Below are 24,738 nucleotides of genomic sequence, written 5' to 3'. Positions count from 1 at the left end.
ATGTCTTAAGTCGGAAGCGGATCCTGAATGGACTCAATATAATCGATCAGCGCTTCGACCTCATCGGGCTCAAACCGGAAGACTGGCATATCCGGGTGCCCGACATAGATGCCTTCGGCCAGCGCCTCCGCCAGGTGGTCGACGGGATAGAAGCGTGAGAACTTGCGGAACTCCAGAGCATCGACATGCGGGCTATCGCCATCCCGGCCAATCGCGTGGCAGGCGGCACATTCACGCTGGGCAATTTCCAGGCCCGAAATCGTGGTTGTCGCGCCGGGGCTGGGACTGCCCTGTGGTCCTGAGACCGCCCCATCACAGCCCGCCAGAAAGGCCATCATGACTCCCCCTGAAACCAGCATTGAAATATCTATCCGTCGGATCATCGCTTACGGCCCCCGATTAATCTGCGCAGCAAGGTTGCTCGATACTGCGCGCGCGTCAAATGCATAAGGATCATCAGCAGGTTTATCGCCCTTATGCACGCTCATATAGGCAATCGCCTCATAGCGTTTGGACTCATAAACCGAGGTGAACGGATCGCAATAGTAACCATAGCCATAATACGGGAAACGCGTGCCGTAATTGCGGTGATAGGTACATGGCTGGCCATCATTGGTGCCGACATATTTGGTATGGCATTCGGTATCTGAATCCAACACGCGGAAGTAATCATGCTCGGTATCCAGCGTAATCTCCGCCATGCGGTAAAGCAGGAAATTCTCAACCGTCGCGCGCGGGGTTGATGTGCTGCCATTGTAAGAGACCTGATAGCGGGTCTCTTCGATCTTCTGATCTGAATAGCCAAAACTTGAGCCGTTGACAGGTTGATAGATCGGAGCCGTCGCGCATCCGGCAAGACCGAGGCCCAACGCGGCACCGAGTAGAGCGTATTTCACAGTCAGTCTCCTGTTTTGCGATACAGTCATCACTGTTTCTGAAGGACGCAAAGGCAGCGTGCCTTGATGGAAGTCAAAAACCTTCGTGAAAAATACGAAATGCTGGGCGGTTGTAGGATAAGAGAATGCTGGAAACCTATCCCCTTATGGAACTTGCCGTTGCCCTCGCCGTAGGCCTGCTGATCGGCCTGGAACGTGGCTGGAAAGACCGCAGCGACGCCGATGGCACACGAGTGGCCGGGTTTCGTACAATTGGCCTGATTGGCCTGCTCGGTGGCCTTGCCATGATGATTGATAACGGCACAGGCTTTGTGCTTGCCGCCGGCTTTATCGGGCTGGCTGTTTTGCTGCGTGAAGGTTTTGAAGCGCGCATTGATGCAACCAGAGAGGTCAGCGTAACCACGATGGTGGCCGCGCTAATTGCCTATGCTCTGGGTGCCATCGCTGTCAGCGGCAACACCCAGTTTGCGGCGATTGCCGGGGTCGCCACGACCTTCCTGCTATGGCTACGCACCCCACTCCATGGCTTGCTCAACCGGATTGAGGAGAAAGAACTGAATGCCTTTCTATACTGGCTGCTGATCTCGATTGTGGTTCTGCCGGTCCTGCCCAATCAGGCGTACGGTCCGTATGACGCATTCAATCCGAGGACCATCTGGCTGATGGTGATCCTGATTAGCGGGCTAGGCTTTGCCGGATATATTGGCATGGCCTGGTTTGGACGGCGGCGCGGCTCTATCCTGTTGGCGATTTCTGGTGGGCTGGTCTCCTCCACCGCAGCAACTCTGGCTTTTGCCCGTCTGGTCCGACAGGATTCGGTCGGGATGGATGTCATGATTGGCGGGGTCGCGATTGCCTGGGCGATCATGCTCATACGCACGGTGATTATTGTCACCATTCTGGCCCCGGTCATGCTGCCTTCAATCGCGCTATCTTTTAGCCTGATGATCGTGATCTGCATTGCCGCAGCCGTGTACTATTACCGCCGCGGTACTTCGACCTCAGCCCCGGCGATCAGCCTGTCAAACCCGCTCGATCTGAAATCTGCTGCCTTCTTTACGATCTTGCTTACAGCTGGCCTGTTTGCCTCCAAAGCCGGAGCTGATCTATTTGGCGAGGTTGGCTTATATGCTGTCGCCATTCTTGCCGGCGCTGTGGATATTGAGGCGATCTCGCTATCCCTCACCCAAATGGTCGGGCGTGATGTCGAAATCCCCGTCGCCTCGATTGCACTGGTCCTCGCTGCTCTTGCAAATACACTGTTCAAAGGTGTGGTCGCGGCGACTACTGGCGGCGGGGCTTTTGGGCGGCGATGCTTCGCCCTCGCCTTGATCCTGAGCACCTGTGGCGGGCTCAGCCTTTCTGCCTACTGGATATAATCCCCTAGTTCCTTTGGTTGATCTCCGGCCCCACGCCACAACACCAGAATGCCTCAAGAAGGGCGAGAAGCCCGATGCCACCGCAGGAAAAGGCGCGCGCCTTAAAGTCTGTCAAGTTGAGCGTACGTAATTGCCGCATAGGGGATTCTCCGAAGTGCGAAACACCAGGTCCGCCGTTCATATGAGGCCCAAGAAAGGGGAAGGGGCCCGCGCGAGACCACAAGGAGGCAATTGTGACCATGAATACGATCATCCCTATACCCCATTCTCATCCATCTGTAGCGCTATCCCAGCGCGTATCCCTAGATAATGAAGACCAGAGCCATCGCAATGCGCTGCGGTTTGATCAGAATGAGCATTTATTCTTTCAAGGGGATGTCCCGCGCGGTGTTTATGAGATTCTTTCTGGCACAGTAATCCTCTACAAAGTCATGGCGGATGGCCGCCGTCAGATTCAGAGTTTTGCCTCCGCCGGTGATTTTCTGGCCATGACATTTGCAGACCGTCACGATATCAGCGCCGAAGCCCTGACAGAGGTTGAGGCCTTGTTTGTTCCACGCGCAGCCTTTGATCGCCGTCTGCAAGAGCAGGCCGGGTTCAGACGCTCGGTCTTCACCCTGATCAGCAAGATGTTGCAGGATGCACATGAGCAAGCCCTGTTGCTGGGCCGTAAGTGCGCCATGGAGCGCACGGCGAGCTTCCTGATCTTCCTCAAAGAGCGGTTTCATGAGCCATCGACCGGGTTTACGACCATTCAGATGAGCCGTAGCGATATTGCCGACTATCTTGGCCTGACGCTCGAAACTGTCAGTCGTATGATGAACAAGCTCAAGCGCTCCAACGTCATTGACCTACCGCAACCAAACACATTCCGTATACTGAACATGCATCGTCTGCTCGCGCTGGCCGGGGAAGTTGAAGACGCGGACTCTCTGGCTGCCTGATCCGCGTCAGGAGGCCCACCAACACCGCATCACAGCGGGAGACAAAGATGTCAGACAAGATTGCAGCCGCTGATGTCACCTCTGACCCGTTTGAACGCTACGATATCAATGTCTTCACAGCCCATCGTGATGATGGAACGGGCGCACCACTAGAAACCCCCATTCTGGTGGTTGAGGCTATGGCTCAAAACGAGGGCTAAGCCGCGCGTTTATCGGGCTGGGTTCAGTGGCTGCGCTTCAGAGACCTCCCTCAGCACCGGCCCGCGCCAAGGGAAGGAAGCGTGATCATTCTATCCGGCGATATATTGAGAGCCATTCACCGTCATGGTTGCACCATTGATGAAAGCGGCCTCATCGCTGGCGAGATAACCACACATGGAAGCAATCTCTTCGGCTTTGCCAAGGCGGCCGACGGGAATGGTCGCGATGATACTTTCAAGGACTTTCTCCGGTACGGCACGGACCATTTCCGTGTCGATATAGCCCGGACAGACAACATTCACGGTGATGCCCTTCTTGGCCCCTTCCTGGGCCAGTGCCTTGGTCAAGCCGATGAGGCCAGCTTTAGCGGCTGAATAGTTGGCCTGTCCGAACTGACCTTTCTGACCGTTGATCGAGGAAATATTGATCACGCGCCCAAAGCCGCGTTCACGCATGCCCTCCCAGACCTGACGAGTGACATTGAACGCCGAGTTCAGATCAACATCGATGACTTTATCCCACTGTTCCTTGGACATTTTGTGGAACGGCCCGTCCCAGGTGATCCCGGCATTGTTCACGACCACATCAATCGGGCCAAGGTCAGATTCGATGGCCGCAATACCTGCGCCAACCGCGTCATAGTCAGACACATCAAACTTGTAACACTTAACGCCGGTTTCCTGCTCACACAGTTTCGCGGCCTCTTCATTGCCCCCATAATTGGCAGCAACATTGTAGCCCTTTTCCTTTAAATACACGCTGATCGCGCGGCCAATTCCGCGTGTCCCACCTGTGACCAATGCTGTACGGCTCATATCATCCTCCCGGAAAAAAATGTTGCGCAGCATTTTAATTTTGCTGCATCTGCTCAATCTGATTGAAGCATGTTACAGCTATGGGGGAAAGCAGACTTTGGAAGTATGGTATCTTGTGCCACACTCCGTTTGCGAATTGGAACAGTTTTGCGGCTTACCGCAACGTTGAAAGGAATAGTCATGGCCAAATCGGGCAAAGGCGATGATACGGTGATCATCAAGAAGTACGCGAACCGTCGCCTTTATGACACGTCGACATCCTCTTATGTGACGCTTGATCACCTGTCTGAACTTGTGCGGCGCGAAGTCGATTTCGAAGTGCGCGATGCCAAGACCGGGGAAGATCTGACACGGCAAGTCCTGACCCAGATCATTTTCGAGAAGGAAACGAAGGGCGAAGGTGCCCTGCCTGTGAACTTCCTGCGCCAGCTCATCGGGTTTTATGGTGGGCAGGGGGCAAACTCCCTGCTGCCCGCCTGGCTGGAAATGAGCATGAACAGTTTTGCCGAAAGCCGCGACCGTTGGGGCAAGGCGATGACCGGCGGCATGGCAAGCCCATTTGGCCTGTTCGAGCAGCAAGCCAAGGCCAATATGGCGATGTTCGACAATGCCATGAAAATGTTCACGCCAACCATGCCGAACGCGAAATCGGCCAAGACCAGAAAAACCGAGAAGGCCGCGCCAGACGCTGACGACCCAATGTCGCTGTTGCGCGCGCAGATGGAAGCCATGCAGGCTCAACTCGATGCGCTGGCTGGAAAAGACTAGGACCTAAACCTGAACCGCATGCAGATTGCGCCCATTCTGGCGCAACCAATTGCGCTCGCGCTTCCAGGTCGGACGACAGGTTTCAACATGGGCCCAAAAGGCTGGACTGTGGTTCATCTCCAGCAGATGCGCGCACTCATGCGCAGCCACATAATCGAGCACCTCTGATGGCGCCATGATCAGCCGCCAGCTAAACGCCAGGCGTCCGTCTGAGGTACACGACCCCCAACGCGAGCGTGTATCTTTAATGGTCACGCGGCGCGCTGATACGCCAAGCGCCGCACAGTAAGTGTTTACGGCGCGGGTCAGATCACTCTTGGCCTCCGCCTTGAGGAAACGCAGGACCCGCCGCCCTGCCGTTTCTTCCAGACCGGGGACATGCAAAGTCTGAGGCTCTCCTGCCCCAAGGTAGGCCATGCGTCCCTGCCCTTCCAATGTGATCTCACAGCTTTGGCCGCGCAGCATGAACCGACCTCCGGGGGCCAGGGCCACATGCTCTGGCAACGCACCCAGATGCGCCTCAAGCCAGTCCGCCCGTTCCTGCGCAAAACGGACCACTTCCGCCAGATTGCGTTTGTTTGGTGAGACCGCAACACCCTCCCGGGTTTTCTCATCGATCCGCAAGATCAACCGACGCGCGCGTGGGTTCACTTCCAGTCTGACAGGAATGTCACACCCGGAACGCGTTTTCACAGAAATCTTGTTTTTCTTATCGTTTATCATTAAATGTTGTCTCGACACAGTCACACCTTCACCATAAGTAGACTCGCTTAGCCAGGGGAATGGAAAATGAAGAACCTAATGATTGGCGCCGCGGCGCTTGCTCTTTTAGCCGGTTGTAATGGCGGTGATAAACCGTCTGCGCCAGACCAGAAACTTTCAGAACTCGTTGTCCGCGACGGCGATCCTGCGAAAGCTGGAGACGCGTTGGCCGCGATGGCGTTGGATGGCGGCGCGACGAGCGTCCTGACATTTGGTGAGAGCACCACTGATGGTGACAATGCGACCTTCACCGATATCGGCATTAAAAATGCCGACGAGATGACCATTGGCGCGATGACGTTTGAAGGCCTGGATATGGCCGGTGACACAGCGATCTTTGGCAAGATGAGCATTGACGATATCGCCATCACGGCCCCGGAAGGCGAAGCTGGGCAAGTGATGATCGGCAATATTGAGCTGATCAATCCTTCCCCTGAACTCGCAGCCTGGATGGCCGCAAGCCTGAACGGTCAGGAAGTGCCTTTCCCGGCGGTTGAGAATGTTTCTTTCGGCTCCTGGTCCATCAGCGATATCAGCGCCGATATTGAAGACCCTGACATGGATGGCTCATTTTCTCTGAGCAAGATTGAAATCCGCGACATGGCGGACCTGAAAGCGGCACGCTTTCTGATTTCTGGCATCAACCTGAACGGTGTTGATCCGGCTGAAGACATGGCCTTTTCTGCTTCGCTTGGCGAAATGAAGCTGACCAATGTTGATGCGAAATACGTCAAAGCCATTCAAGAGAATGTTGGCGATGAAGATGCCATGATGGGCGCGCTGATGGATGCGGTCTATGATAATCCGATGGAGCCGGGCTATGATGCCTTTTCCATTAAAGATCTGAATCTGGATATTGCTGGCGCGAAAGTGGCCATGGCCTCCATGGACAGCTTTATCGAGCGTAATGCCGCCGGACAGCCGATCAAATACGTTACCCAGCCTTACACAGTGACCGTTGATGCCGATCCAGAGGGCGGCGAAGGTGGCGCTGGACTGCTGCAAGGCCTGAGCATTATGGGCTATGAGAATCTGGTCATCAAAGGCGAAAGCGTTGCTGACTATGATCCGGATCAGGACATCATGTCGTTTGACGCCAAGAACAGCTATTTTGAAGTTGAAAAAGGCGCGCGCTTCGCGATGGGCGGCAAGATTGGCGGTATCAGCGAGTATTCAAAGAAAGCTGGCGACGCCATGGATTTCGAAACCCTCGCCGCAGGTGGTGAGCCCGATCCAAATGCCTTTAACGAAGCCCTCGGCGCTTTGACCTTCTATGACCTGACCATCAAGATTGATGATGATGGCCTGGTTAATCGCGGCCTGAATGCGATTGCGACCTCACAGGGTCAGGACCCTGAGCAGATGAAGAGCCAGATTGCTATGGGTCTCGGCATGGCGCCGATGATGGCACAGGGAACTGGCGCTGATATGGCATTGGTGACAGAGGTTACTGGCGCTCTGTCCAAATTCATTGCCAATCCAGGTACTTTAACACTTACGCTCGACCCTAATGAGCCTATCTCCCTGGTTGAAGTGATGACCAACCCGGACCCATCAGCTTACACCAAGGAAAGCCTCGGCTTTACCGCTAAAGCCGACTAGATATAAGCCTTATCTCAGACAGAAGGCGCAGCTTGATGAGAGCTGCGCCTTTTCTTTTGCCCACAGAGTGGCATATCAGGCTCATGAAACTTGCTTTTTTCGGAGATGTCGTCGGTAAGCCCGGACGCCAGGCGGTGGTCGACCACCTGCCAGAGGTTCGACGTGCACTTGAACTCGACTTTGTCGTGATCAATGCAGAGAATGCCGCGGGCGGTTTTGGCCTGACCGAAGCCATTGCCGAAGAATTCTTTGGCGCCGGGGCTGACTGTTTGACCCTTGGTGACCATGCTTGGGACCAGCGTGAGGCGCTAACCTATATCGAACGCGAATCCCGATTGCTCCGTCCGGTAAACTACCCTCAAGGCAGCTATGCCCCCGGCAAGGGAAGCGCGCTTTACGTCCTGCCGGATGGCCGCCGGGTTGGCGTTATTCAGGCTCAAGGCGTGGTGTTCATGAAGCAGCTTCTGGAAAACCCGTTTGGTGCCGTCGACAAGGCTTTGGAAGAGATGCCGCTTGGCATGGTCGCCGATGCTGTCATCGTCGACATGCATTGCGAAGCCACGAGCGAGAAAATGGCTATGGGGCATTTTTGCGATGGCCGCGCCAGCATGGTTGTTGGCAGCCATACCCATGTCCCGACCGCCGACCATATGATTCTCTCAGGCGGCACCGCTTATCAATCCGATGCTGGCATGTGCGGGGATTATGATAGCGTTATTGGCATGCAGAAAGACAATTCGCTCGCCCGCTTTGTCACGCAACTCCCCAATAAACGCTACGAACCAGCGCTCGGCGAAGGCACGCTGTGTGGCCTGTTCGTCGAGACCGATGATAGCACTGGATTGGCGATTAAAGTTGAGCCGATCCGGGTTGGTGGGCGGCTTTCAAAAACACAATAGAATACCGCTTGCATGTCCTTCTGATTTAAGCTTTCAGTATGCGTTGAGGGGGACTTTAATCAAAAATGTCAGACACATCCCAAGAAGCTGCACGCGGAACTGAACCTAATGAACCACATGCGGTCGTTCCAAAACACGCATACCCTAATGGCCCCCGTAGCGCTAAAAGCCTGTTCAAATGGCTCGCGGGGGCTTTAAAAATCTATATGGCGGCAGAACTACTCATGGGTATCGCTTCTGCATTTCTCCTATGGCTTTATCTTCCAGATACCGTTGCACCAGTTAGCTATGAAGTACTTACTCAGTTCGACCTCGCGATAGCAGCGATTGCCATACTGCAATTCACGTCACTGATGTTCTGCTACGTCATGGTGTCGCGAGTGACCTATCGAACTATGCGGAACCTACATACAATCGGTAGTAAAAAGGCTGAAATGTCACCCGCTTGGGCTGTAGGGTGGTATTTCATCCCATTCGCCAATCTCTGGAAACCAGCCGAAGGGATGAGCCAGATTTATCACGGCACTTATGCTGCAATGGGTGAAAAATCCGCTGCAAACTCACCAATTCCTTTATGGTGGACTTTCTGGCTAGTCTCAAACGTCACCGCCAATATCAGTATGCGCTTATCAGGTGGCTTCAATGGCGAAGACTATTCCTCAACGACATTCGGGTTGGATGTTGCTTCATCTCTGTTTGGAGTTGCATCTGCTTATCTGCTCCTACGCCTGTTGCGGCGTGTCGTGGACCGTCAGGAAGCCTTCAAGCACGGCGGCATGATGACGGTTTTTGATTAGGGATTTATCTCTGTCACACCTGCCCCTTTGAAAAGCGTGGCGAGCTGCGCTATGGCGGGCGTCTAGTGTAATGACGCCAGACAGGAGCCCCCATGGCCGGCCATAGTAAATGGGCAAATATTCAGCACCGCAAAGGTGCCCAGGACAAGAAACGTGCGGTTCTGTTTTCCCGCCTGTCCAAGGAAATCACCATTGCTTCAAAGCTGGGCGGCCCCGACCCTGACGGGAACCCGCGCCTGCGTCTGGCAATTGCCAATGCGCGCGGCCAGTCCATGCCCAAGGACAATATCAAACGCGCGGTTGAGAAGGGCCAGGGCGGTGGTGGCGATGATTATGTTGAACAGCGCTATGAAGGTTTTGGCCCCGGCGGGGTTGGCATCATTATCGAAGCCTCCACCGACAATAAGAATCGCGCCGCCAGCGAAATCCGCACCACATTCTCCAAGAATGGTGGAAACCTTGGCGAAACCGGCTCTGTCTCCTTCGGTTTTGAAAATGTTGGCGCGATTGAATTTGCCGCTGAAGCTGGTGACGAAGAGACCGTGATGATGGCAGCGCTGGATGCGGGGGCAACTGATGTCGAGTCAGACGAGAATGGTCACTTCATCTATACCGAACGTGAAGAGCTAATGACCGTTGCCGGGGCTCTGGAAGGCCAGTTTGGCGAAGTTGAGCCCAAATCGGTCAAGCTGATCTGGAAACCCAGCAATACTGTCCCCATTGCAGGCGATGATGCTGATAAGCTGATGAAATTACTCGACCTCTTGGATGAGCTTGATGACGTTCAGAATGTTTACGACAATTCAGAGCTGTCGGCTGAAGAAATGGAACGCCTCGCCGGGTAGGCTTTACGCTCACGAGCTGTACAAATTCGCGTGATAAATGAAACGTAATCTCGCTTTTACGGATCACCGCTCGCATATGATCGGTATCCCCGACGCATAGACTTGAGCCAAACCGATGAAACTCTCCCAGACCACCCTGATTGCCGTTCTTGCCGGAGGCGCAGCCACGCTTGCGACTTTCTTTATGAATGCCGGCGCTGAGAATGACCCGAAAGTACAGGTGCAAACGGCGGTAACGCTGGAAAGCGCGATTTTTGCAGGCGGGTGTTTCTGGTGCGTTGAGAGCGATTTCGACAAAGTCGACGGCGTGGAAGAGACCATCTCTGGCTATACAGGCGGGGATACGACGGACCCGACCTATAAGACTCATACAAAGCAAGGGCATCTCGAAGCGGTTAAAGTGATCTATGACCCGGCCAAGGTCGAGTATGCCGAACTGGTCTCATACTTCTTCCGCCATATCGATCCGGTCGATGCGGGCGGCCAGTTCTGTGATCGCGGCAACAGCTATACGACGGCTGTTTTTGTTGATGGCGATGAAGAGCGCGCCATCGTCGAGGCTGAAATCGCAGAGATTGATGCCAGCAACATCCTGCCTGCACCGGTCGTGACCAAGGTGCGGGATGAGGTCGCCTTCTATGATGCCGAGGGCTATCATCAGGATTATTACCTGAAAAATGCCGTACGCTATAATTTCTATCGGCAGGGCTGTGGCCGCGATAAGCGGGTTAAAGAGCTGTGGAGCGGCAAAGCCAAAAAGTAGAGCTTGAGTCTGATTTTTAGCTGTGCCGACGTCCCCGTCCCCACCGCCCCAAGGGTAGCCCTGCGGGCGGTTGGGCCCTTCGACAAGCTTAGGATGAAGAGACGTCGGCACAAGGACTTTATTGAGCCTGCAAGCGCCCGATCCGGCGGATTTCCCAGCGCAGGTCAACACCGGAATGGGCCAGCACACGCGCGCGGACCAGCTCACCGAGCGCTTCAATGTCAGCCGCAGTGGCCTCACCCGTATTGATCAGGAAGTTACAATGCTTCTCGCTAACCTGTGCCCCGCCGACGCGCAGGCCGCGGCAGCCTGCTGCATCAATCAGCTTCCAGCTTGAGCGTTGGTTCGGGGTGCCGGGTGGATCGGGATTGGCAAACGTCGAGCCGCCTGTCTTGTCCTTGATCGGCTGAGTATCGGCCCGTTTGGCCTGATGCTCGGCAATCTCCTGGGCCAGCGCATCCGGATCACCGCCAGGCTGTCCGATCAGGTGCAGGCGCGTGACGATAATCTCGTCCGGGAAATCAGTGTGGCGATAGTTGAAATGGATCTGATTGCGCAGGCGAACAACTTTTTCGCCGCGCCGATTAACGCCCTCAACCGCGCTGACAACATCGCTCAGCTCACGGCCATAACAGCCTGCATTGGTGCGGATGGCGCCGCCCATGGAACCGGGAATGCCGGACAGGAAAGACAAGCCTGAAACGCCCGCCTTGGCCGCAGCCCGAGCGACAGAGAGATCAAGCGCACCAGATCGGGCAAGCACTTCGCCGTCGTCTTGCACCTCAATCTGCCCCCAATAGCCGCCCATCAGGCGGATCACGACCCCTTCAATGCCGCCATCACGGACAATCGTGTTGGAGCCCACCCCAAGCACAGTGGCAGGAACATCGTCTGGCAAAGCCTTGAGCAGGTCAGCGAGATCATCCTCATCGGCAGGCAGGAAAAGCGCATCCGCCGCGCCGCCGACACGGAACCACGTGTAGGGCGCAAGCGGTGCATCGCGGAGAAGCTTGCCGCGCACCTCCGGAAGTGTGTCACGCCAATCGGTCATGCGTTGCTCAGCTTCCCAACCAAAGCATTGGCATGGGCTGAAATACTGCCCGCGCCCATGCAGACAACCATATCGCCCGGCTGGGCGATGTCTTTGATCAGGGCGGGCAGCGCCTCAAGGTCTTCAAGCACTTGCGCGCCTTTATGGCCGTGGCCCTGCATACTGGTAACGAGAGCCTGCTCATTCACGCCTTCCCGCGGGGCCTCTCCAGCGGCATAGACCGGCGTAATGATGGCGATGTCGGCCTCGCGGTAGCATTGCGCGAAATCTTCAAACAGGTCGTTGAGGCGGGAGTAGCGGTGGGGCTGGGAAACCGCGATCACCCGGCCCTGCCCCTGAATAGCGCGAGCGGCTTTCAGGCAGGCCGTGATCTCAACCGGGTGGTGGGCATAATCATCAATGACGCGAACGCCGTTCCATTCCCCGACCGGGGTAAAGCGACGTTTGACCCCGCCAAAGCCCTTAAAGCTATCGCGGATTTGCTCATTAGTGGCGCCCAGCTCAACCGCAACGGAAATCGCCGCCAGCGCGTTGGAAACGTTATGTTCCCCGGCCATAGGCAGGAAGACATCCTCGATGATCCGTTCTGCGCTGACGCCGCGCCCCTGGATCATCACCTTGAACGTCACCCCATCCGGGGAAGGTGTCAGGTCCACTGCGCGGACATCGGCCTGGCGGTTATAGCCATAGGTGATGATGCGGCGATCAGAGACCCGCGCGACCATTGCCGCAACTTCCGGGTGGTCGGTGCACAGCACGCCGAAGCCATAGAAAGGGATATTGCCGACATAGGTATCAAACGCGGCGCGCAGGGCCTCCATGGAGCCGTAATGCTCCATATGCTCAGGGTCCATATTGGTCACAACGGCAATGGTCGGACGGATTTTCATGAAGGTGCCGTCGGACTCGTCAGCCTCCAGTACGATCCAGTCCCCGTCCCCGGCTTTGGCGTTTGAGCCATAGGCATTGATGATACCGCCATTGATCACGGTCGGATCAATCCCGGCCCCATCAAGCAACGCGGCCAGCATCGTGGTGGTGGTCGTCTTGCCATGGGTTCCGGCAACCGCAACCGTCCATTTCAGGCGAATGATCTCGGCCAGCATATCAGCGCGGCGGACCACCGGAATACCAGCGGCGCGGGCGGCCTGCACCTCGACATTATCATCCTTGATCGCGCTGGAAATGATCACCGCGCTGGTCCCTGTCACGTTCTCTGCGACATGGCCGATATGGACGGTCGCGCCCTTCTCTCGCAGGCGTTTGACATTGTCGCTCTCGCGCATGTCAGAGCCCTGAACCTGATAACCGAGATTCATCATGATCTCGGCAATGCCAGACATGCCAATGCCGCCAATACCAACAAGATGGGCCGGGCCAAGCGGGAACGGAGTTGGGGAGGGTTTCATAAGAGGTATCTCTAAGTTTGTTTCAATCAGCTACGATCTTTACTGCCATATCAGCAAGGTCTCGCGCCGCGTTGATATTCCCCTGCCCCTTGGCAGCGGCAGCGCGGGCGCGCAGGTCGTCACCATCCTCTAGGCGTGCAGCAAGGAGCTGGCCGAGCAGGTTTGGATAGAGATTATCCTCAAGCATCATGTCGGCAGCACCCGCATCGACCAAGCCTTCAGCATTTGCGGTCTGATGGTCATCCATGGCGATCTTTAGCGGGATCAGGATGGATGGGCGCCCGATGGCGGCAATCTCGCTGACCGTCCCCGCGCCAGAGCGGGCAATGATCATGTGAGCCGCTGCAAGGCGATCTGGCATATCGGAGAAGAAAGCCTGTAGCTCTGCCTCAACCCCGGCTTTGTCATAGAGGGTACGGACCTCTTCGAGCTGTTCCTCGCGGACCTGCTGAACGACCTTAAGGCGGGCGCGCAGCGGGGCAGGAATATGGTTGGCGATGGCGAGCGGGATCGCCTCGCCAAGGATACGGGCGCCTTGTGAGCCGCCCGTGACGAAGACCGTCAACGGGCCATCGGTATCCGGAAAGGGTGCATCGCGCATTGCCGCGATAGGGGCGCGAACCGGGTTACCGATGGGGACATGGTTGGCCCCGCGAGGCAGGCGGTCGAGCCGCTCAAACCCAGACGCCACGACAGCCGCTTTCTTGGCGAAGGCCCGGTTCACCCGGCCCAGAACTGCGTTCTGTTCGTGAATAATGATCGGGATACGCTTGCGCCGCGCCGCACTGAGCGCCGGATAGGCCGGATAGCCGCCAAAGCCCGCGACGAGTGCCGGGCGCTGCTCATTATACTTTCGCGCGGCCTGATTGACGCCATCACGAATTTTCAGAGCGACACCAGGCAGAGCGAGTGGTTTGCGCAGGTTCGGGCTGGAAGCTTTGACTTCATGTTTCCAGTCAGCGGGAAAGGTTTCGGCATAGCGCAAGCCACGATCATCACTGATCAGGCCGACCGCCCAGCCGCGCGCGCGCATCTCTTCGGCAAAAGCTGCAGCCGGAAACATGTGCCCGCCTGTACCGCCTGCGCCGATCACCACGAGAGGTTTGTCATTCATGGAACTCTCCTGATTGCTGAACAGGGTTCAGCAGCCACCCACTCCCCCTGCCCAACCGCCCGCAGAGGCTACCCTTGGGGTGGTTGGGCAGGGGGAGTGGGTGACCTCGGTCGATTATAAAATTCATCTCAGCCCTTCCAAACCGTTCTCTCGCGCCGGATCAATGCCAGCGCCAAACCAAGCGTCAGCGCTGTCCCCAGCATGCTCGATCCGCCATAGGAGATGAAAGGCAATGTCATGCCCTTTGGCGGGATCAGGCTGACATTTACCGCAATGTTTATGGCAGCCTGAAGGCCGAAAAGCGCAAATAATCCGGATGCTGCGGCGCGCGGATAGGGGTCATGGATACGGGCGGCGGCGCGTAGGCCGCGCCAGACGATAAAGCCAAAGACAAAGATCAGCAGGACCGCAGCAATATAGCCGAACTCCTCACCCATCACGGCATAGATGAAGTCTGTATGCGCGTCGGGCAGAGAGGTTTTGATCGTCCCTTCACCGGGGCCGACCCCGAGCAGGCCGCCACGGGCAATCGCCTCGCTCGCCTTGTCGATCTGATAGGTGTCATAGGCGGTCGGATTGATGAAACTGTTCACCCGGAAACGCACATGCGGCAGGGTCGCGTAGAGCAACCCTGAGAGCGCCGCCCCACCCCCGGCAAAGATCACCGCCCACCGGAATGGCAGCCCCGAAACAAAGAACGTCACGACAAAGGCCGCTGTCAGCAGCGCCGCCTGCCCGACATCGGGCTGCAGGAGCAGGAAACCCAACGTGGCGCAGAAAAAGACCAGCGTAATCCCGGCCCATGGCCCATTGGGATAAAGCTGGCGCTGCGCCAGAAGCCATCCGGTCAGCACCACCAAGGCAGGCTTGGCAAACTCCGAAGGCTGAAGCGAGAAGCCGGCAAAGCGTATCCAGCGCTGCGCGCCCTTTGCTTCATGTCCCACCAACAGGATTGTCGCGAGCAGAACCAGACTGCCAGCAAAGACCAGAGCCGCAAGTCGCCGGGCCCAGACTGCGTTGAGGGTACTGACACCAAGCAGGGTTATCGCCGCCAATCCGGCAAAGCCAACCTGTCGTTTGACGAAGAAAAACTGGTCCTCATAGCCCAAACGATTGGCGGCGGGTGGCCCGGCGGCGAGCGAGAGCATCAAACCTGCGCCAATCAGCGCAAAGGCGGCAATGACAATGGGCCAGTCGGTTTCACGTTGCCAGACCGAGGCATGGCCTAAAGGGGTTTTGGGGCGCAGGGCAACTTCAACCATCGCGCCCTACCCCGTGGCGGCCTTTGGGGGCTCTGCCTCTCCGGCAAGGCGTTTGACAATCTCCCGGAAAGCATCACCGCGCGCTTCAAAATCCTTGAACTGATCAAAGCTGGCACAGGCTGGCGAGAGCAAGACAACAGGCGCGCTATCGCCTGCTTTGCGGGCCTCTTCGTAAGCCGCGCTGGTCGCCGCTTCGAGCGTGCCGCATTGCTGAACCTTGACCTTGCCGTCCAAGGTCTTGGCAAAGTCAGCGCTGCTTTCGCCGATCAGGTAAGCCGTCTCAACGCGGTCAAAGAAAGGTTCGAGCGGCGCAATGCCTTCGGCCTTGGACTTGCCGCCGACAATCCAGTGGACTTTCGGGAAGGTCTTAAGCGCCTGCTCAGCGGCCTGTGCGTTAGTGGCCTTGCTGTCATTGATGAAGCGAATGCCGTCAATCTCACCAACCTTCTCCATGCGGTGGGCAAGGCCGGGGAAGCTGCGAATGCCCGCCATGATCCGGCCTGGCGACAAGCCCAGCGCGGCGCAAGCGGCATAGGCGGCCGCAGCATTCTGGTGGTTATGGCGTCCCGGCAGCGCATCGGCCATGGCAAGATCACCAACCCGAAGCGCCTGGCCACCAACACTGTCATGCAGATAGCCACCAACGGCGCTCACACCGCGAGCAAGACCAAACTCAGCCGAGATTGGCACAACGCGGGCTTCACCGGGGCGCTTGCGGCCCATGGCGATGCTTTGGGTCACTGGGTCATCAATCCCGACCACAGCAACATCACGCGCGTCCTGATTGCGGAAAATCCGTTTCTTGGCGGCGATATAGCCATCCATACCGCCATGGCGATCCAAATGATCGGGCGAGATATTCAGGAACAGCGCAACATCACATTTCAAGCTGGAGGTCAGGTCCAGTTGATAAGAGGATAGTTCCAGCACATAGACCGCATTGGCGTTTAGCGGCTGCATGTCCAAGACGCCTGTGCCGATATTGCCGCCGACGCGGGCATCAATGCCCGCCTCTTTCAGGATATGACCGATCAGAGCTGTCGTGGTGGATTTGCCATTTGTGCCGGTAATCCCGATCACTTTGGGGCGGCCCTTTTCCGGCAGTGCCTGAACCGCGCGGGCGAACAGTTCGGTATCGCCAACAACCGGGACGCCCATGGTTTCCGCAAGGCGCACAAGGCGATGCGGCTGTGGGAATTTGAACGGAATGCCCGGCGAGAGGACGAGCGCGGCAAATTTCTGCCAGTCCCGCTTGTTCAGATCGGTAACATTGATGCCCTGCGCCTCAGCTGTGGCCCGCGCCATATCCCCATCATCCCACGCGAACACACGTGCGCCACCAGCCTGCAGGGCTTTGGCAGCGGCCAAGCCGGTGCGCCCCAGACCGTAAATGGCGACATCGCGCCCGGCATATTCGGTGATCGGGATCATAAGGGTTCAGGTTACCTCAGCTTCAGGGTGGCTAGGCCCGCAAGGGCGAACAGGACGGACAGGATCCAGAACCGCGCAACAACGCGCGTTTCCGGCCAGTTTTTCTTTTGAAAATGATGATGCAGAGGCGCCATCAGGAAGATGCGCTTCCCTTCCCCGCTCAGCTTTCGCGTGAGCTTGAAATAGCCAACCTGCAGAATGACCGAAGCGGCTTCCAGCACGAACAGGCCACCAATCACGGCGAGCGCAAACTCGTGTTTTACGGCAACGGCGACAACGCCAATCATCCCGCCAAGGCCAAGCGATCCGGTGTCCCCCATGAAGACTTTGGCCGGATAGGCATTGTACCATAAGAAGCCCATTCCAGCGCCAATCATGGCGCCGAGCAAAACCGCAAGCTCACCCGCACCGGGGGCGAACTGAATGCCGAGATAACCCGCAAAAATGAAGTTCCCCGTCAAATAGGCGATCAGCGCATAAGAGGCGGCAGCAAACATCATTGGCACAATGGCAAGACCATCAAGGCCATCCGTGAAGTTCACCGCATTGGCTGAGCCTACGATCACCAGAGCCGCAAACGCGATAAACAGACCGCCAAGCGGCAGGAAATAGTCATTCACGAACGGGATCGCGACCCCGCCGGAGAAAGCCGCCTCATTGCGCTCTACGCTGGTTTCAGGCGCGACACTGGCAATCCATTCGGCCAGCGGGGTCAGAGCGCCCCAATCAGCATGGCCGAGCGGGGTATGCGCGCCATGCAGGCCCATGATGAAAGCACCCGCCAGCGCGGCTACGGCAAACTCTGTGAGCAGGCGAACCTTAGCCGAGACGCCATCCGTGCTTTGCTTGGTGACTTTCGCATAGTCATCAAGGAATCCGAGGAAGGCATAAGAGAGCGCCACGAACAGCACGACCCAGATGTAAGGGTTTCGCAGGTCCGCGAACAGCAATGTGCCCAGCAACAAACCAACCCAGATCAGGAAGCCGCCCATGGTTGGCGTCCCCTGTTTGGAGAGCTGCGCCTCAAGCGAGAGATCACGAATCGGCTGGCCCTTGCCCTGCTTGGCGCGCAACACATCGATCAACCAGCCGCCAAAAATCACAGTGAACAGAAAGGCGGTCACGAGGGCCAGTCCTGTCCGGAAGGTCAGGAAGTTTAAAAGACGAAATACGCCGTCATCAGCGGCAAGCCATTCATACAGCATCACGACCCCTCGCAGTGTTTTCTACACCGCTGTCCTTCACCTGCTCGTCTGCCGAAGCGCTCCATTGGCGCAAGCGGTCTGCGAGCCTGTTTATTCCGGAGGCATTCGAGCCTTTAAGCAAGAGGAGATCGCCGTCTTTCAACGCATTTTTCAGGTCATTTTCGAAGCCTTCGGCCTTGACCGACCAGATGGACTCTGTTCGTTCCGAAGGTTGTCCACAGAGCGCCTCAACCAGCGGCACCATACCGTCTCCGGCAAGGTAGGCTTTTGTCACACCTGCCGCGCGGATCGGCCCCGCCAAAGCCGCATGTTCAGCTGCGCTGGTGGCGCCGACTTCGAGCATTTCACCCAGCACAGCAATGTGGCGGGCACCCGGACGCTCGCCAAAGCTTTTCAAAGCGGCGCGCATGCTTTCCGGATTGGCATTATAGGCATCATCGATGAGGGTCACCTCGCCGCCATTCGGCAGCTTGAGGATTTCTGCGGTTCCGCGCCCGGCAGGCGGGGCATAGCCAGACAGCGCCTGCGCCGCCGTCTCGACATCAACGCTGTCATCCTGACACGCAAGCAGCAAAGCCGCCGCCGCATTCATCGCCCAATGCTCGCCAATTGCGTTGAGTTCGACACAGACCTCAACGCCCTGCACTACGAGATAGACACTCATTGTAGCGGCATCGGTATAGATCTGGTGGACATAGGCATCAGCGCTGCGATCCATGCCAAAGGTCTTGATCTGACAGTCCGGCTGATGGGCTTTGGCCTCAGCTTTGAGATAATCCACAAAGCGATCTTCATACGGCAGGACCGCAACACCGCCCGGTAACAGTCCGGCAAAGATGTCAGACTTCTCTTTCGCCACGCCCTCAATGGAGCCAACACCCTCAAGGTGAGCCGGAGCAATCTTGGTGATCAGCGCGGCATGGGGCTGAACCATGACTGAGCGCGGGGCAATTTCGCCCGGCGTATTCATGCCAATCTCGAAGATGGCGCGCCGGGTTTCCTTTGGCATCCGCGCCAGGGTCAGCGGCACACCCCACTGATTGTTGAAGCTGCGCTCATTCCAGTGCGCCGGGCCAAGTGCGCGATAAATCCGCGCCAGCATTTCCTTAACGCTGGTCTTGCCGACCGATCCTGTAACGGCGGTGCGGTAGCAATCGGTCGCGCGATTGCGGGCGGCGAGGCCAAGCTGCTCAAGTCCGGTGAGGACATCATCAACGCGCACCGTTGGGCCGCCCTCAACCTCGCGGCTGACCAGTGCGCCTTCGGCCCCTTCATCAAAGGCCGCAGAGACGAAATCATGGCCATCGCGGACATCTTTCAGCGCGACGAAGAGATCACCTGCATCAATGGTGCGTGTATCGATCGAGAGGCCGAAAACAGCAAAATCATCGCTAGCGGTGCCGCCTGTCGCGGCGGCGATCTCAGCAGAGGTCCAGAGCGGATCAGACATGACCACCCCCTGCCTTCAGGGCAGCAATGGCTGTCTCCTGATCAGAGAACGGCACAACCGTATCGCCGATAATCTGTCCGGTTTCATGCCCTTTGCCCGCGATGAGCAGCGTGTCACCTTTTTGAAGGCCCGCAATCGCTTGGGCAATAGCCGCGCCGCGATCACCGATTTCTATGCCTTCGGCCACCGCCGTCAGGATTTCAGCGCGGATGGTTGCTGGGTCTTCGCTACGCGGATTGTCATCCGTGACGATGACTGTATCGGCATGCTTGGCCGCAATCGCGCCCATTTGCGGGCGCTTGCCCTTGTCACGGTCGCCGCCGCAGCCAAAGACGACCACCAGACGCCCGGCCGTATGCGGACGCGCCGCGCGGATCAGGACATCAAGGCCCGCCGGGGTGTGCGCATAATCGACAAAAACCCCTGCCCCGTCAGCCGTTTGCCCGACATATTCAAGGCGACCCTTTACCGGCTGCAGTTTGGACAGCCCTGTCGCAACGGCTTGCAAATCCATATTGCCAGCGAGTGCGAGCCCCGCGGCGGTCAAGGCATTGAGCGCCTGAAATTCACCGATCAGGGGTAGATCGACGGCGGCTTTTTCACCGCGCCAGTTCAGGAATAGACGCTGGCCCGTCGCACGGGGCATCAGCTCCTCAATCTTCAAGTCCGCGCCGCGCCACCCTACGGAGATCAGATCAAGTCCACGCGCCTTGGCGACAGTTTCGAACGCGCCTCGCTCATCGCTGTCAGCATTGACCACAGCCGGGCAACCTTTTGGAGCCAGATCGCCGAACAAGCGCAATTTGGCGGCGCGATAACCATCCATATCCTTGTGATAGTCGAGATGGTCCTGTGTCAGGTTCGTGAAAGCCACCGCGGACAGGTTCACCGCATCAAGGCGGTACTGCGCAAGCCCGTGCGAGGACGCCTCCATCGCGACATGACCCACGCCTTCAGACGCCAGCGTGGAGAGCGTTTCGTGAATCGCGACCGGATCAGGGGTTGTATGGCCAAGATCAATATTACCGTTCGGGCCAATCGCGCCGAGCGTGCCCATGGAGGCGGCTTTCATCCCGGCACTGTCCCAAATCTGGCGCAGGAAATCGACGGTTGAGCTTTTGCCATTCGTCCCGGTGATCGCGATAATATGGTCTGGCTGGATCGGATAGAAGCGCGCTGAGGCCTGCGCCAGAGCGAGACGTGCATTCAGCACCTCAATCGCGACTGCGCCGTCAATCGCGGGCAAGTCTTCACCAACAACCGCAACTGCGCCAGCCGCTAGAGCCTGCAGGATATAGGTCCGGCCATCCGCGACCACACCCTGCAGCGCCGCGAAGACATAGCCCGGCTTAATCTGGCGGCTGTCAGCGGTAATGCCCGCCACAGGCAGATCACCAAGGTCATGATCAGGGAAAAGTTCATTCAAAGTCACAGGTCACTCCTTCTCGGTTCAGAGACAGAGCGAACCTGAGGCCCGGACCGGACAGGCGCATCAAATCGCGGCTCGACACCCAGAATAGGCGCGATCCGCTCGATCACCCGTCCAGCCGTAGGCGCTGCATTCCACGCAGCAGTGCGACCACGATCCACTCCGGCTTTAGGAGTGTCCAGCACGATCAATACGACATATTCAGGGCGGTCAGCGGGGAAAAGCGCGGCAAAGCTGCAAATGTTCTCATCCTCAGAATAACCACCGGGGATTGGCTTCTCCGCCGTTCCGGTCTTTCCGGCGATGCGATAGCCCGCCACCTCGGCCTGTTTTCCGGTGCCAATGGTCACGGCCTGCCGCATCATTTGCGTGACCAGAGCCGCGGTAGGCGCCGACAGAACGCGCTTTGGATTGCGCTTGCGTTTTGGAGTCATCAGCAGGGTTGGCTCAACATATTCCCCAGCATTGGCAAGCGCGGAGAAGGCCGCCGCAAAAGCGATCGGCGTGACCGCAATACCGTGACCATAGCTGGTCGTGGCACTCGTCAGCTCGTCAAAGTCAGTCGGAACAAGCGGACGCGCACTACCCGCCAGTTCAATCGGGGCACGCTCAAACAGACCAAGCGAGGCGTACAGCTCTTGCTGGCGACGCGCGCCCATTTGCCAGGCGACTTTAATGGTCCCGATATTCGAACTTTGCTGGACGATTTCGGTGATATTGGCGCGGCCTGCAATTGGGTGATCATCACTGATCTTGCGCCCACGAATGACCAGCGGCTCACGCACATCGAAGCGGTCACTTGGGCGGATGGCGCCGGAATCGATGGCCCCGGCAACCGTGATCGGCTTGAACACAGAGCCCAGCTCAAAAACTGCACCACTGGCGCGATCGAGCCGCTCTGGCGCATCAAGACTGATCTCAGTCGCCCGGTTGGGGTCAATCGGGGGCCAGCTGGCCATGCCGAGAACTTCCCCTGTCTGTGGGCGCATGACGATGCCCGCCGCGCCTTCAGCCTCGTATTGACCAACAGCGGCTGCAAGCTCGGCCTCAAGGCTGAACTGAACGTTTGAATCGAGCGTCAGCGCCAGCGGCTTGCCGCCCGCTGTCAGGCGATCATCCATGGCATACTCGACACCGCCAAGCCCCTGCCCGTCCGCGCCTGCATAGCCGAGCACATGCCCCGCCAGTGTGCCGCGCGGATAGGCCCGGCGGCTCTCTTCCCGGAAGCCAAGCCCTTCTAAGCCCAGCTCAAACACAGCCTGACGCTGGCGCGGGGTCAGACCACGCTTGATCCAGACAAAGGCCCGCTCCTTATTGCTCAGGCGCTGCGTGATCAGGTCAACATCAAGGTCAGGCAGGACGCTCGCCAATTCCTGCGCGATCAGGCCGCCATCCATCATCGCGCGTGGATCAGCGAAAAGGGAATAGACAGTGACCGACGTTGCCAAAAGCTCTCCATTGCGATCAACAATATCGGCGCGAGCGGTGGTTTCTTCAAACGCTGCGGAAACCCCTCCGGTTTCAGCCGGACCACTGATGGCAACGCTCGCGCCTTTCACGGCGATCACACAGAAAACGGCCAGCAAAGCCATCGAGACAATGCGCGAGCGCATGCCACCGCCGCGCATGGTTGCTTCTGAACCCACCCTATCCGTCATCGCGCACCTCCCGATCGACAGGCTCGGATGGATCAGCGCGGCTCACAGGCGGGCCAACGCGGCTATCAAGATCGACCATACGTACGAATTGTTCGGCGCGCGCCGGGACCATGCCGAGCTGTTTGCGAGCATATTCCTCAATCCACTCCTGACGGGAGCGGTGAATGAACTCGGTGCGCAGAGAGAGCTGCTCCTGTTTGGCCGCAGCGATCTGGGTTTCGATCTCAGCGATCTCAGCAACGGTTTCACGCGCGCCGTATTTGGCGCGGTAGAGACTGAAAATCAGCACGGCGATCACCGCCAGCCCGAAGAGGAAAGCGCGCTTACTCATGCTGCCACCTCCACATCGCGCAGATCCGGCACGCGAACGCCCGTATCGACCGCATCGACCCAGAACGCGGCGGGCGTGCGCACCCCAACGCGCAACCGCGCAGACCGCGCACGGGGATTGGTTTCGGTTTCAGACTCGCTCGGCTCAATCGCTTTCTTCTGTAACAGATCAAACGTTGGTGCAGGCCCCTTGGCGCGTTCTGGCAGATAACGCGAACCACCGCCGCCAAGCCCGGCGCGAGATCGGAGGAAAAGCTTAACGAGACGGTCTTCGAGTGAGTGGAACGTGACGACAACCAGTCGACCACCCGGGACCAGCATACGCTCCGCAGCCGCAAGGCCACGCGCCAGCTCGCCCAGCTCATCATTCACAAACATGCGCAGGGCCTGAAAGGTCAGGGTTGCCGGATGTGTCTTGCGGCCTCGACGACCACCGAGCGCGGTTTCGATGGCATCGGCAAGATCAAGGGTCGTCTCAAACGGTTTTTCAGAGCGGCGCGTAACAATCGCGCCTGCAATGCGGCGGGCCTGTTTTTCTTCGCCGAGCTGACGAATGACCTGAGCCAAATCGGCTGGCGCCATCGTGTTCACAACATCAGCCGCGCTTGGCCCGGACCGCCCCATACGCATATCGAGTGGGCCATCACGCATGAAAGAGAAGCCACGCTCGGCCTGATCGATCTGGAAAGAGGAAACGCCAATATCGAGCATCACACCCTCAACGCGGTCGATGCCATTATTCAACAGCAAGGCATCCATATCGCCGAACCGCCCCAGCAGGGGGGTCAGGCGTGGCTCTGTCTCTGACAGCTTTTCAGCGCGGGCGATGGCATCGAGATCACGATCAATGCCGATCACTTTGCAATCGGCACTTTCCAGCACGCGCAAGGCATAGCCACCGCCGCCAAATGTGCCGTCGACATAGGTTTCGCCATCAGCAGGCGCGAGCGCTTCAAGCACTTCATTCAGGAGAACCGGCACATGCCCCATTAGCTCTCCTCCCCGCCAACTATGCCGAGAATACCGCCAGAAGCGAGCGCTGCATTGAAGGGCGCTTCGATATCGTCCTGGACCTCATCAAGCAGGCCATCCATCTCTGCATCAAAGGCGGCATAGCGAGACGGCTCCCAGATATGGAAGCGGTCCATGGAGCCGACAAAGATCAGGTCTTTCTCAACCCCGGCCATCGCCAGATGCGTCTCAGGGATTTTGATCCGGCCCGTATCATCAATCTTGAGGTCAGCCGCTTTGGAGACGATGCGGTGCATCAACACCCGGCGGGCTTTCGAGTTTGGGCTCATGCGCGACAGGGTCTGGCGATATGTGGCCATCAGCGCATCCCCGCCGCCTTCAAGGCAAGGCGAGCCGTCTGACGCAGGCCAAAGGTATAAGCGTGTTCCGCCTTCCAGCGCATGCCGGAAAGGTGCCGGAACCGACACACGGCCCTTTGAATCCAACGATGTCTCATAGGTCGAGACGAACACGGCCATACTCCCATCAAACCCAGGCCACCCTCACTTGGGACAAACCTAACCAAATTTGGGATAACATGGGCTGACATGGTTTTAAATGGGTTCGATGCCGATTCGTTCTGTCCACAAGCCCGCCAGACTGGAACATGACGCGAATAAATCAGGAATATACCCGAACACGTTACTTTTCATTATGGTTAACAGTTTGAAAATCATTTATTTACAAGCAGTTAAACAAATCTGGAAAAATGAAAAC

The 24,738-nt window shown here is 57.6% G+C and carries 25 protein-coding genes; 9 read left to right on the top strand and 16 right to left on the bottom strand.

Annotated features, from left to right (window positions below; genetic code table 11):
* Positions 1 to 5: 5 nt before the first annotated feature.
* The gene (locus tag RYZ27_RS01950) at positions 6 to 383 is read right to left on the bottom strand and encodes a c-type cytochrome (RefSeq protein WP_406680680.1); all 378 of its coding nucleotides are present in this window, start codon (positions 381 to 383) and stop codon (positions 6 to 8) included.
* 3 nt (positions 384 to 386) lie between these two features.
* Positions 387 to 896, bottom strand: coding sequence for a CC0125/CC1285 family lipoprotein (locus RYZ27_RS01945; RefSeq protein WP_406680679.1), 510 nt, complete (start codon positions 894 to 896; stop codon positions 387 to 389).
* Between the two features lie 125 nt (positions 897 to 1,021).
* Between RYZ27_RS01945 and RYZ27_RS01940 the strand changes: the two genes are divergently transcribed.
* The 3 genes from RYZ27_RS01940 (at position 1,022) to RYZ27_RS01930 (ending at position 3,419) form a co-directional block, all read left to right on the top strand.
* Positions 1,022 to 2,275, top strand: a complete 1,254-nt coding sequence (locus RYZ27_RS01940; protein WP_406680678.1) for an MgtC/SapB family protein — start codon at positions 1,022 to 1,024, stop codon at positions 2,273 to 2,275.
* Positions 2,276 to 2,514: 239 nt separating this feature from the next.
* The gene (locus RYZ27_RS01935; protein ID WP_406680677.1) at positions 2,515 to 3,219 is read left to right on the top strand and encodes a Crp/Fnr family transcriptional regulator; all 705 of its coding nucleotides are present in this window, start codon (positions 2,515 to 2,517) and stop codon (positions 3,217 to 3,219) included.
* 47 nt (positions 3,220 to 3,266) lie between these two features.
* A complete protein-coding gene (locus RYZ27_RS01930) occupies positions 3,267 to 3,419 on the top strand; it encodes a hypothetical protein (protein WP_406680676.1) in 153 nt (50 codons plus the stop codon).
* Between the two features lie 90 nt (positions 3,420 to 3,509).
* On the opposite strand, the gene phbB is transcribed toward RYZ27_RS01930, so the two are convergent.
* Positions 3,510 to 4,235: an acetoacetyl-CoA reductase gene (gene phbB, locus RYZ27_RS01925; RefSeq protein ID WP_406680675.1), complete on the bottom strand. Its 726-nt coding sequence runs from the start codon at positions 4,233 to 4,235 to the stop codon at positions 3,510 to 3,512.
* A 180-nt stretch (positions 4,236 to 4,415) separates the two neighbouring features.
* On the opposite strand from phbB, the gene phaR reads away from it, so the two are divergent.
* Positions 4,416 to 5,003 carry a polyhydroxyalkanoate synthesis repressor PhaR gene (phaR, locus tag RYZ27_RS01920; protein WP_406680674.1) on the top strand — a complete coding sequence of 196 codons (588 nt, stop codon included), beginning with the start codon at positions 4,416 to 4,418 and terminating at the stop codon, positions 5,001 to 5,003.
* A 3-nt stretch (positions 5,004 to 5,006) separates the two neighbouring features.
* On the opposite strand, the gene RYZ27_RS01915 is transcribed toward phaR, so the two are convergent.
* Positions 5,007 to 5,696: a M48 family metallopeptidase gene (locus RYZ27_RS01915; RefSeq protein ID WP_406680673.1), complete on the bottom strand. Its 690-nt coding sequence runs from the start codon at positions 5,694 to 5,696 to the stop codon at positions 5,007 to 5,009.
* A 96-nt stretch (positions 5,697 to 5,792) separates the two neighbouring features.
* On the opposite strand from RYZ27_RS01915, the gene RYZ27_RS01910 reads away from it, so the two are divergent.
* The 5 genes from RYZ27_RS01910 (at position 5,793) to msrA (ending at position 10,671) form a co-directional block, all read left to right on the top strand.
* Positions 5,793 to 7,367, top strand: coding sequence for a hypothetical protein (locus tag RYZ27_RS01910; RefSeq protein ID WP_406680672.1), 1,575 nt, complete (start codon positions 5,793 to 5,795; stop codon positions 7,365 to 7,367).
* Positions 7,368 to 7,450: 83 nt separating this feature from the next.
* On the top strand, positions 7,451 to 8,266 hold the full coding sequence (locus RYZ27_RS01905; RefSeq protein WP_406680671.1) for a YmdB family metallophosphoesterase: 816 nt from the start codon (positions 7,451 to 7,453) through the stop codon (positions 8,264 to 8,266).
* Between the two features lie 65 nt (positions 8,267 to 8,331).
* The gene (locus RYZ27_RS01900) at positions 8,332 to 9,063 is read left to right on the top strand and encodes a DUF4328 domain-containing protein (protein WP_406680670.1); all 732 of its coding nucleotides are present in this window, start codon (positions 8,332 to 8,334) and stop codon (positions 9,061 to 9,063) included.
* Positions 9,064 to 9,155: 92 nt separating this feature from the next.
* Positions 9,156 to 9,908, top strand: coding sequence for a YebC/PmpR family DNA-binding transcriptional regulator (locus tag RYZ27_RS01895; protein ID WP_406680669.1), 753 nt, complete (start codon positions 9,156 to 9,158; stop codon positions 9,906 to 9,908).
* A gap of 115 nt (positions 9,909 to 10,023) precedes the next feature.
* Entirely contained in the window at positions 10,024 to 10,671 is a 648-nt protein-coding gene (gene msrA / locus RYZ27_RS01890) for a peptide-methionine (S)-S-oxide reductase MsrA (protein ID WP_406680668.1), read from the top strand.
* 118 nt (positions 10,672 to 10,789) lie between these two features.
* Here msrA and murB read toward each other — a convergent pair whose 3' ends face one another.
* The 12 genes from murB to RYZ27_RS01830 all read right to left on the bottom strand — a co-directional run bounded on the left by murB (position 10,790) and on the right by RYZ27_RS01830 (position 24,500).
* Positions 10,790 to 11,722: a UDP-N-acetylmuramate dehydrogenase gene (gene murB, locus RYZ27_RS01885; RefSeq protein ID WP_406680667.1), complete on the bottom strand. Its 933-nt coding sequence runs from the start codon at positions 11,720 to 11,722 to the stop codon at positions 10,790 to 10,792.
* Positions 11,719 to 13,131 carry a UDP-N-acetylmuramate--L-alanine ligase gene (gene murC / locus RYZ27_RS01880; protein ID WP_406680666.1) on the bottom strand — a complete coding sequence of 471 codons (1,413 nt, stop codon included), beginning with the start codon at positions 13,129 to 13,131 and terminating at the stop codon, positions 11,719 to 11,721. Before murC ends, murB begins: the two co-directional genes overlap by 4 nt.
* 22 nt (positions 13,132 to 13,153) lie before the next feature.
* The gene (locus RYZ27_RS01875) at positions 13,154 to 14,245 is read right to left on the bottom strand and encodes a UDP-N-acetylglucosamine--N-acetylmuramyl-(pentapeptide) pyrophosphoryl-undecaprenol N-acetylglucosamine transferase (RefSeq protein WP_406680665.1); all 1,092 of its coding nucleotides are present in this window, start codon (positions 14,243 to 14,245) and stop codon (positions 13,154 to 13,156) included.
* A 128-nt stretch (positions 14,246 to 14,373) separates the two neighbouring features.
* Complete coding sequence (locus RYZ27_RS01870) at positions 14,374 to 15,507, bottom strand: FtsW/RodA/SpoVE family cell cycle protein (RefSeq protein WP_406680664.1); 1,134 nt, start codon at positions 15,505 to 15,507, stop codon at positions 14,374 to 14,376.
* Between the two features lie 6 nt (positions 15,508 to 15,513).
* Entirely contained in the window at positions 15,514 to 16,938 is a 1,425-nt protein-coding gene (gene murD, locus RYZ27_RS01865; protein WP_406680663.1) for a UDP-N-acetylmuramoyl-L-alanine--D-glutamate ligase, read from the bottom strand.
* A gap of 11 nt (positions 16,939 to 16,949) precedes the next feature.
* Positions 16,950 to 18,143 carry a phospho-N-acetylmuramoyl-pentapeptide-transferase gene (mraY, locus tag RYZ27_RS01860; RefSeq protein ID WP_406680662.1) on the bottom strand — a complete coding sequence of 398 codons (1,194 nt, stop codon included), beginning with the start codon at positions 18,141 to 18,143 and terminating at the stop codon, positions 16,950 to 16,952.
* On the bottom strand, positions 18,133 to 19,593 hold the full coding sequence (murF, locus tag RYZ27_RS01855; RefSeq protein ID WP_406680661.1) for a UDP-N-acetylmuramoyl-tripeptide--D-alanyl-D-alanine ligase: 1,461 nt from the start codon (positions 19,591 to 19,593) through the stop codon (positions 18,133 to 18,135). The genes mraY and murF overlap by 11 nt, the downstream gene beginning before the upstream one ends.
* Positions 19,586 to 21,025: a UDP-N-acetylmuramoyl-L-alanyl-D-glutamate--2,6-diaminopimelate ligase gene (locus RYZ27_RS01850; protein ID WP_406680660.1), complete on the bottom strand. Its 1,440-nt coding sequence runs from the start codon at positions 21,023 to 21,025 to the stop codon at positions 19,586 to 19,588. The genes murF and RYZ27_RS01850 overlap by 8 nt, the downstream gene beginning before the upstream one ends.
* Entirely contained in the window at positions 21,022 to 22,680 is a 1,659-nt protein-coding gene (locus RYZ27_RS01845) for a peptidoglycan D,D-transpeptidase FtsI family protein (RefSeq protein WP_406680659.1), read from the bottom strand. The genes RYZ27_RS01850 and RYZ27_RS01845 overlap by 4 nt, the downstream gene beginning before the upstream one ends.
* On the bottom strand, positions 22,670 to 23,011 hold the full coding sequence (gene ftsL / locus RYZ27_RS01840; protein ID WP_406680658.1) for a cell division protein FtsL: 342 nt from the start codon (positions 23,009 to 23,011) through the stop codon (positions 22,670 to 22,672). The genes RYZ27_RS01845 and ftsL overlap by 11 nt, the downstream gene beginning before the upstream one ends.
* The gene (gene rsmH / locus RYZ27_RS01835) at positions 23,008 to 24,000 is read right to left on the bottom strand and encodes a 16S rRNA (cytosine(1402)-N(4))-methyltransferase RsmH (protein WP_406680657.1); all 993 of its coding nucleotides are present in this window, start codon (positions 23,998 to 24,000) and stop codon (positions 23,008 to 23,010) included. Before rsmH ends, ftsL begins: the two co-directional genes overlap by 4 nt.
* Positions 24,000 to 24,500: a division/cell wall cluster transcriptional repressor MraZ gene (locus RYZ27_RS01830; protein ID WP_406680656.1), complete on the bottom strand. Its 501-nt coding sequence runs from the start codon at positions 24,498 to 24,500 to the stop codon at positions 24,000 to 24,002. The genes rsmH and RYZ27_RS01830 overlap by 1 nt, the downstream gene beginning before the upstream one ends.
* Positions 24,501 to 24,738 lie beyond the last annotated feature (238 nt).

Source organism: Hyphomonas sp. FCG-A18 (genome assembly GCF_045287255.1).
GTDB lineage: Bacteria > Pseudomonadota > Alphaproteobacteria > Caulobacterales > Hyphomonadaceae > Henriciella.
Note: the sequence above shows the minus strand (reverse complement) of the source record. Positions and strands in the feature narration are given on the sequence as shown.

Excerpts from the sequence above, each read along its gene's own strand:
- RYZ27_RS01950 (WP_406680680.1), bottom strand. The coding sequence starts at position 383 with ATGATCCGACGGATAGATATTTCAATGCTGGTTTCAGGGGGAGTCATG.
- RYZ27_RS01940 (WP_406680678.1), top strand. The coding sequence starts at position 1,022 with ATGCTGGAAACCTATCCCCTTATGGAACTTGCCGTTGCCCTCGCCGTA.
- RYZ27_RS01935 (WP_406680677.1), top strand. The coding sequence starts at position 2,515 with ATGAATACGATCATCCCTATACCCCATTCTCATCCATCTGTAGCGCTA.
- RYZ27_RS01930 (WP_406680676.1), top strand. The coding sequence starts at position 3,267 with ATGTCAGACAAGATTGCAGCCGCTGATGTCACCTCTGACCCGTTTGAA.
- phbB (WP_406680675.1), bottom strand. The coding sequence starts at position 4,235 with ATGAGCCGTACAGCATTGGTCACAGGTGGGACACGCGGAATTGGCCGC.
- phaR (WP_406680674.1), top strand. The coding sequence starts at position 4,416 with ATGGCCAAATCGGGCAAAGGCGATGATACGGTGATCATCAAGAAGTAC.
- RYZ27_RS01910 (WP_406680672.1), top strand. The coding sequence starts at position 5,793 with ATGAAGAACCTAATGATTGGCGCCGCGGCGCTTGCTCTTTTAGCCGGT.
- RYZ27_RS01905 (WP_406680671.1), top strand. The coding sequence starts at position 7,451 with ATGAAACTTGCTTTTTTCGGAGATGTCGTCGGTAAGCCCGGACGCCAG.
- RYZ27_RS01900 (WP_406680670.1), top strand. The coding sequence starts at position 8,332 with ATGTCAGACACATCCCAAGAAGCTGCACGCGGAACTGAACCTAATGAA.
- RYZ27_RS01895 (WP_406680669.1), top strand. The coding sequence starts at position 9,156 with ATGGCCGGCCATAGTAAATGGGCAAATATTCAGCACCGCAAAGGTGCC.
- msrA (WP_406680668.1), top strand. The coding sequence starts at position 10,024 with ATGAAACTCTCCCAGACCACCCTGATTGCCGTTCTTGCCGGAGGCGCA.
- murB (WP_406680667.1), bottom strand. The coding sequence starts at position 11,722 with ATGACCGATTGGCGTGACACACTTCCGGAGGTGCGCGGCAAGCTTCTC.
- murC (WP_406680666.1), bottom strand. The coding sequence starts at position 13,131 with ATGAAACCCTCCCCAACTCCGTTCCCGCTTGGCCCGGCCCATCTTGTT.
- RYZ27_RS01875 (WP_406680665.1), bottom strand. The coding sequence starts at position 14,245 with ATGAATGACAAACCTCTCGTGGTGATCGGCGCAGGCGGTACAGGCGGG.
- RYZ27_RS01870 (WP_406680664.1), bottom strand. The coding sequence starts at position 15,507 with ATGGTTGAAGTTGCCCTGCGCCCCAAAACCCCTTTAGGCCATGCCTCG.
- murD (WP_406680663.1), bottom strand. The coding sequence starts at position 16,938 with ATGATCCCGATCACCGAATATGCCGGGCGCGATGTCGCCATTTACGGT.
- mraY (WP_406680662.1), bottom strand. The coding sequence starts at position 18,143 with ATGCTGTATGAATGGCTTGCCGCTGATGACGGCGTATTTCGTCTTTTA.
- murF (WP_406680661.1), bottom strand. The coding sequence starts at position 19,593 with ATGTCTGATCCGCTCTGGACCTCTGCTGAGATCGCCGCCGCGACAGGC.
- RYZ27_RS01845 (WP_406680659.1), bottom strand. The coding sequence starts at position 22,680 with ATGACGGATAGGGTGGGTTCAGAAGCAACCATGCGCGGCGGTGGCATG.
- ftsL (WP_406680658.1), bottom strand. The coding sequence starts at position 23,011 with ATGAGTAAGCGCGCTTTCCTCTTCGGGCTGGCGGTGATCGCCGTGCTG.
- rsmH (WP_406680657.1), bottom strand. The coding sequence starts at position 24,000 with ATGGGGCATGTGCCGGTTCTCCTGAATGAAGTGCTTGAAGCGCTCGCG.
- RYZ27_RS01830 (WP_406680656.1), bottom strand. The coding sequence starts at position 24,500 with ATGGCCGTGTTCGTCTCGACCTATGAGACATCGTTGGATTCAAAGGGC.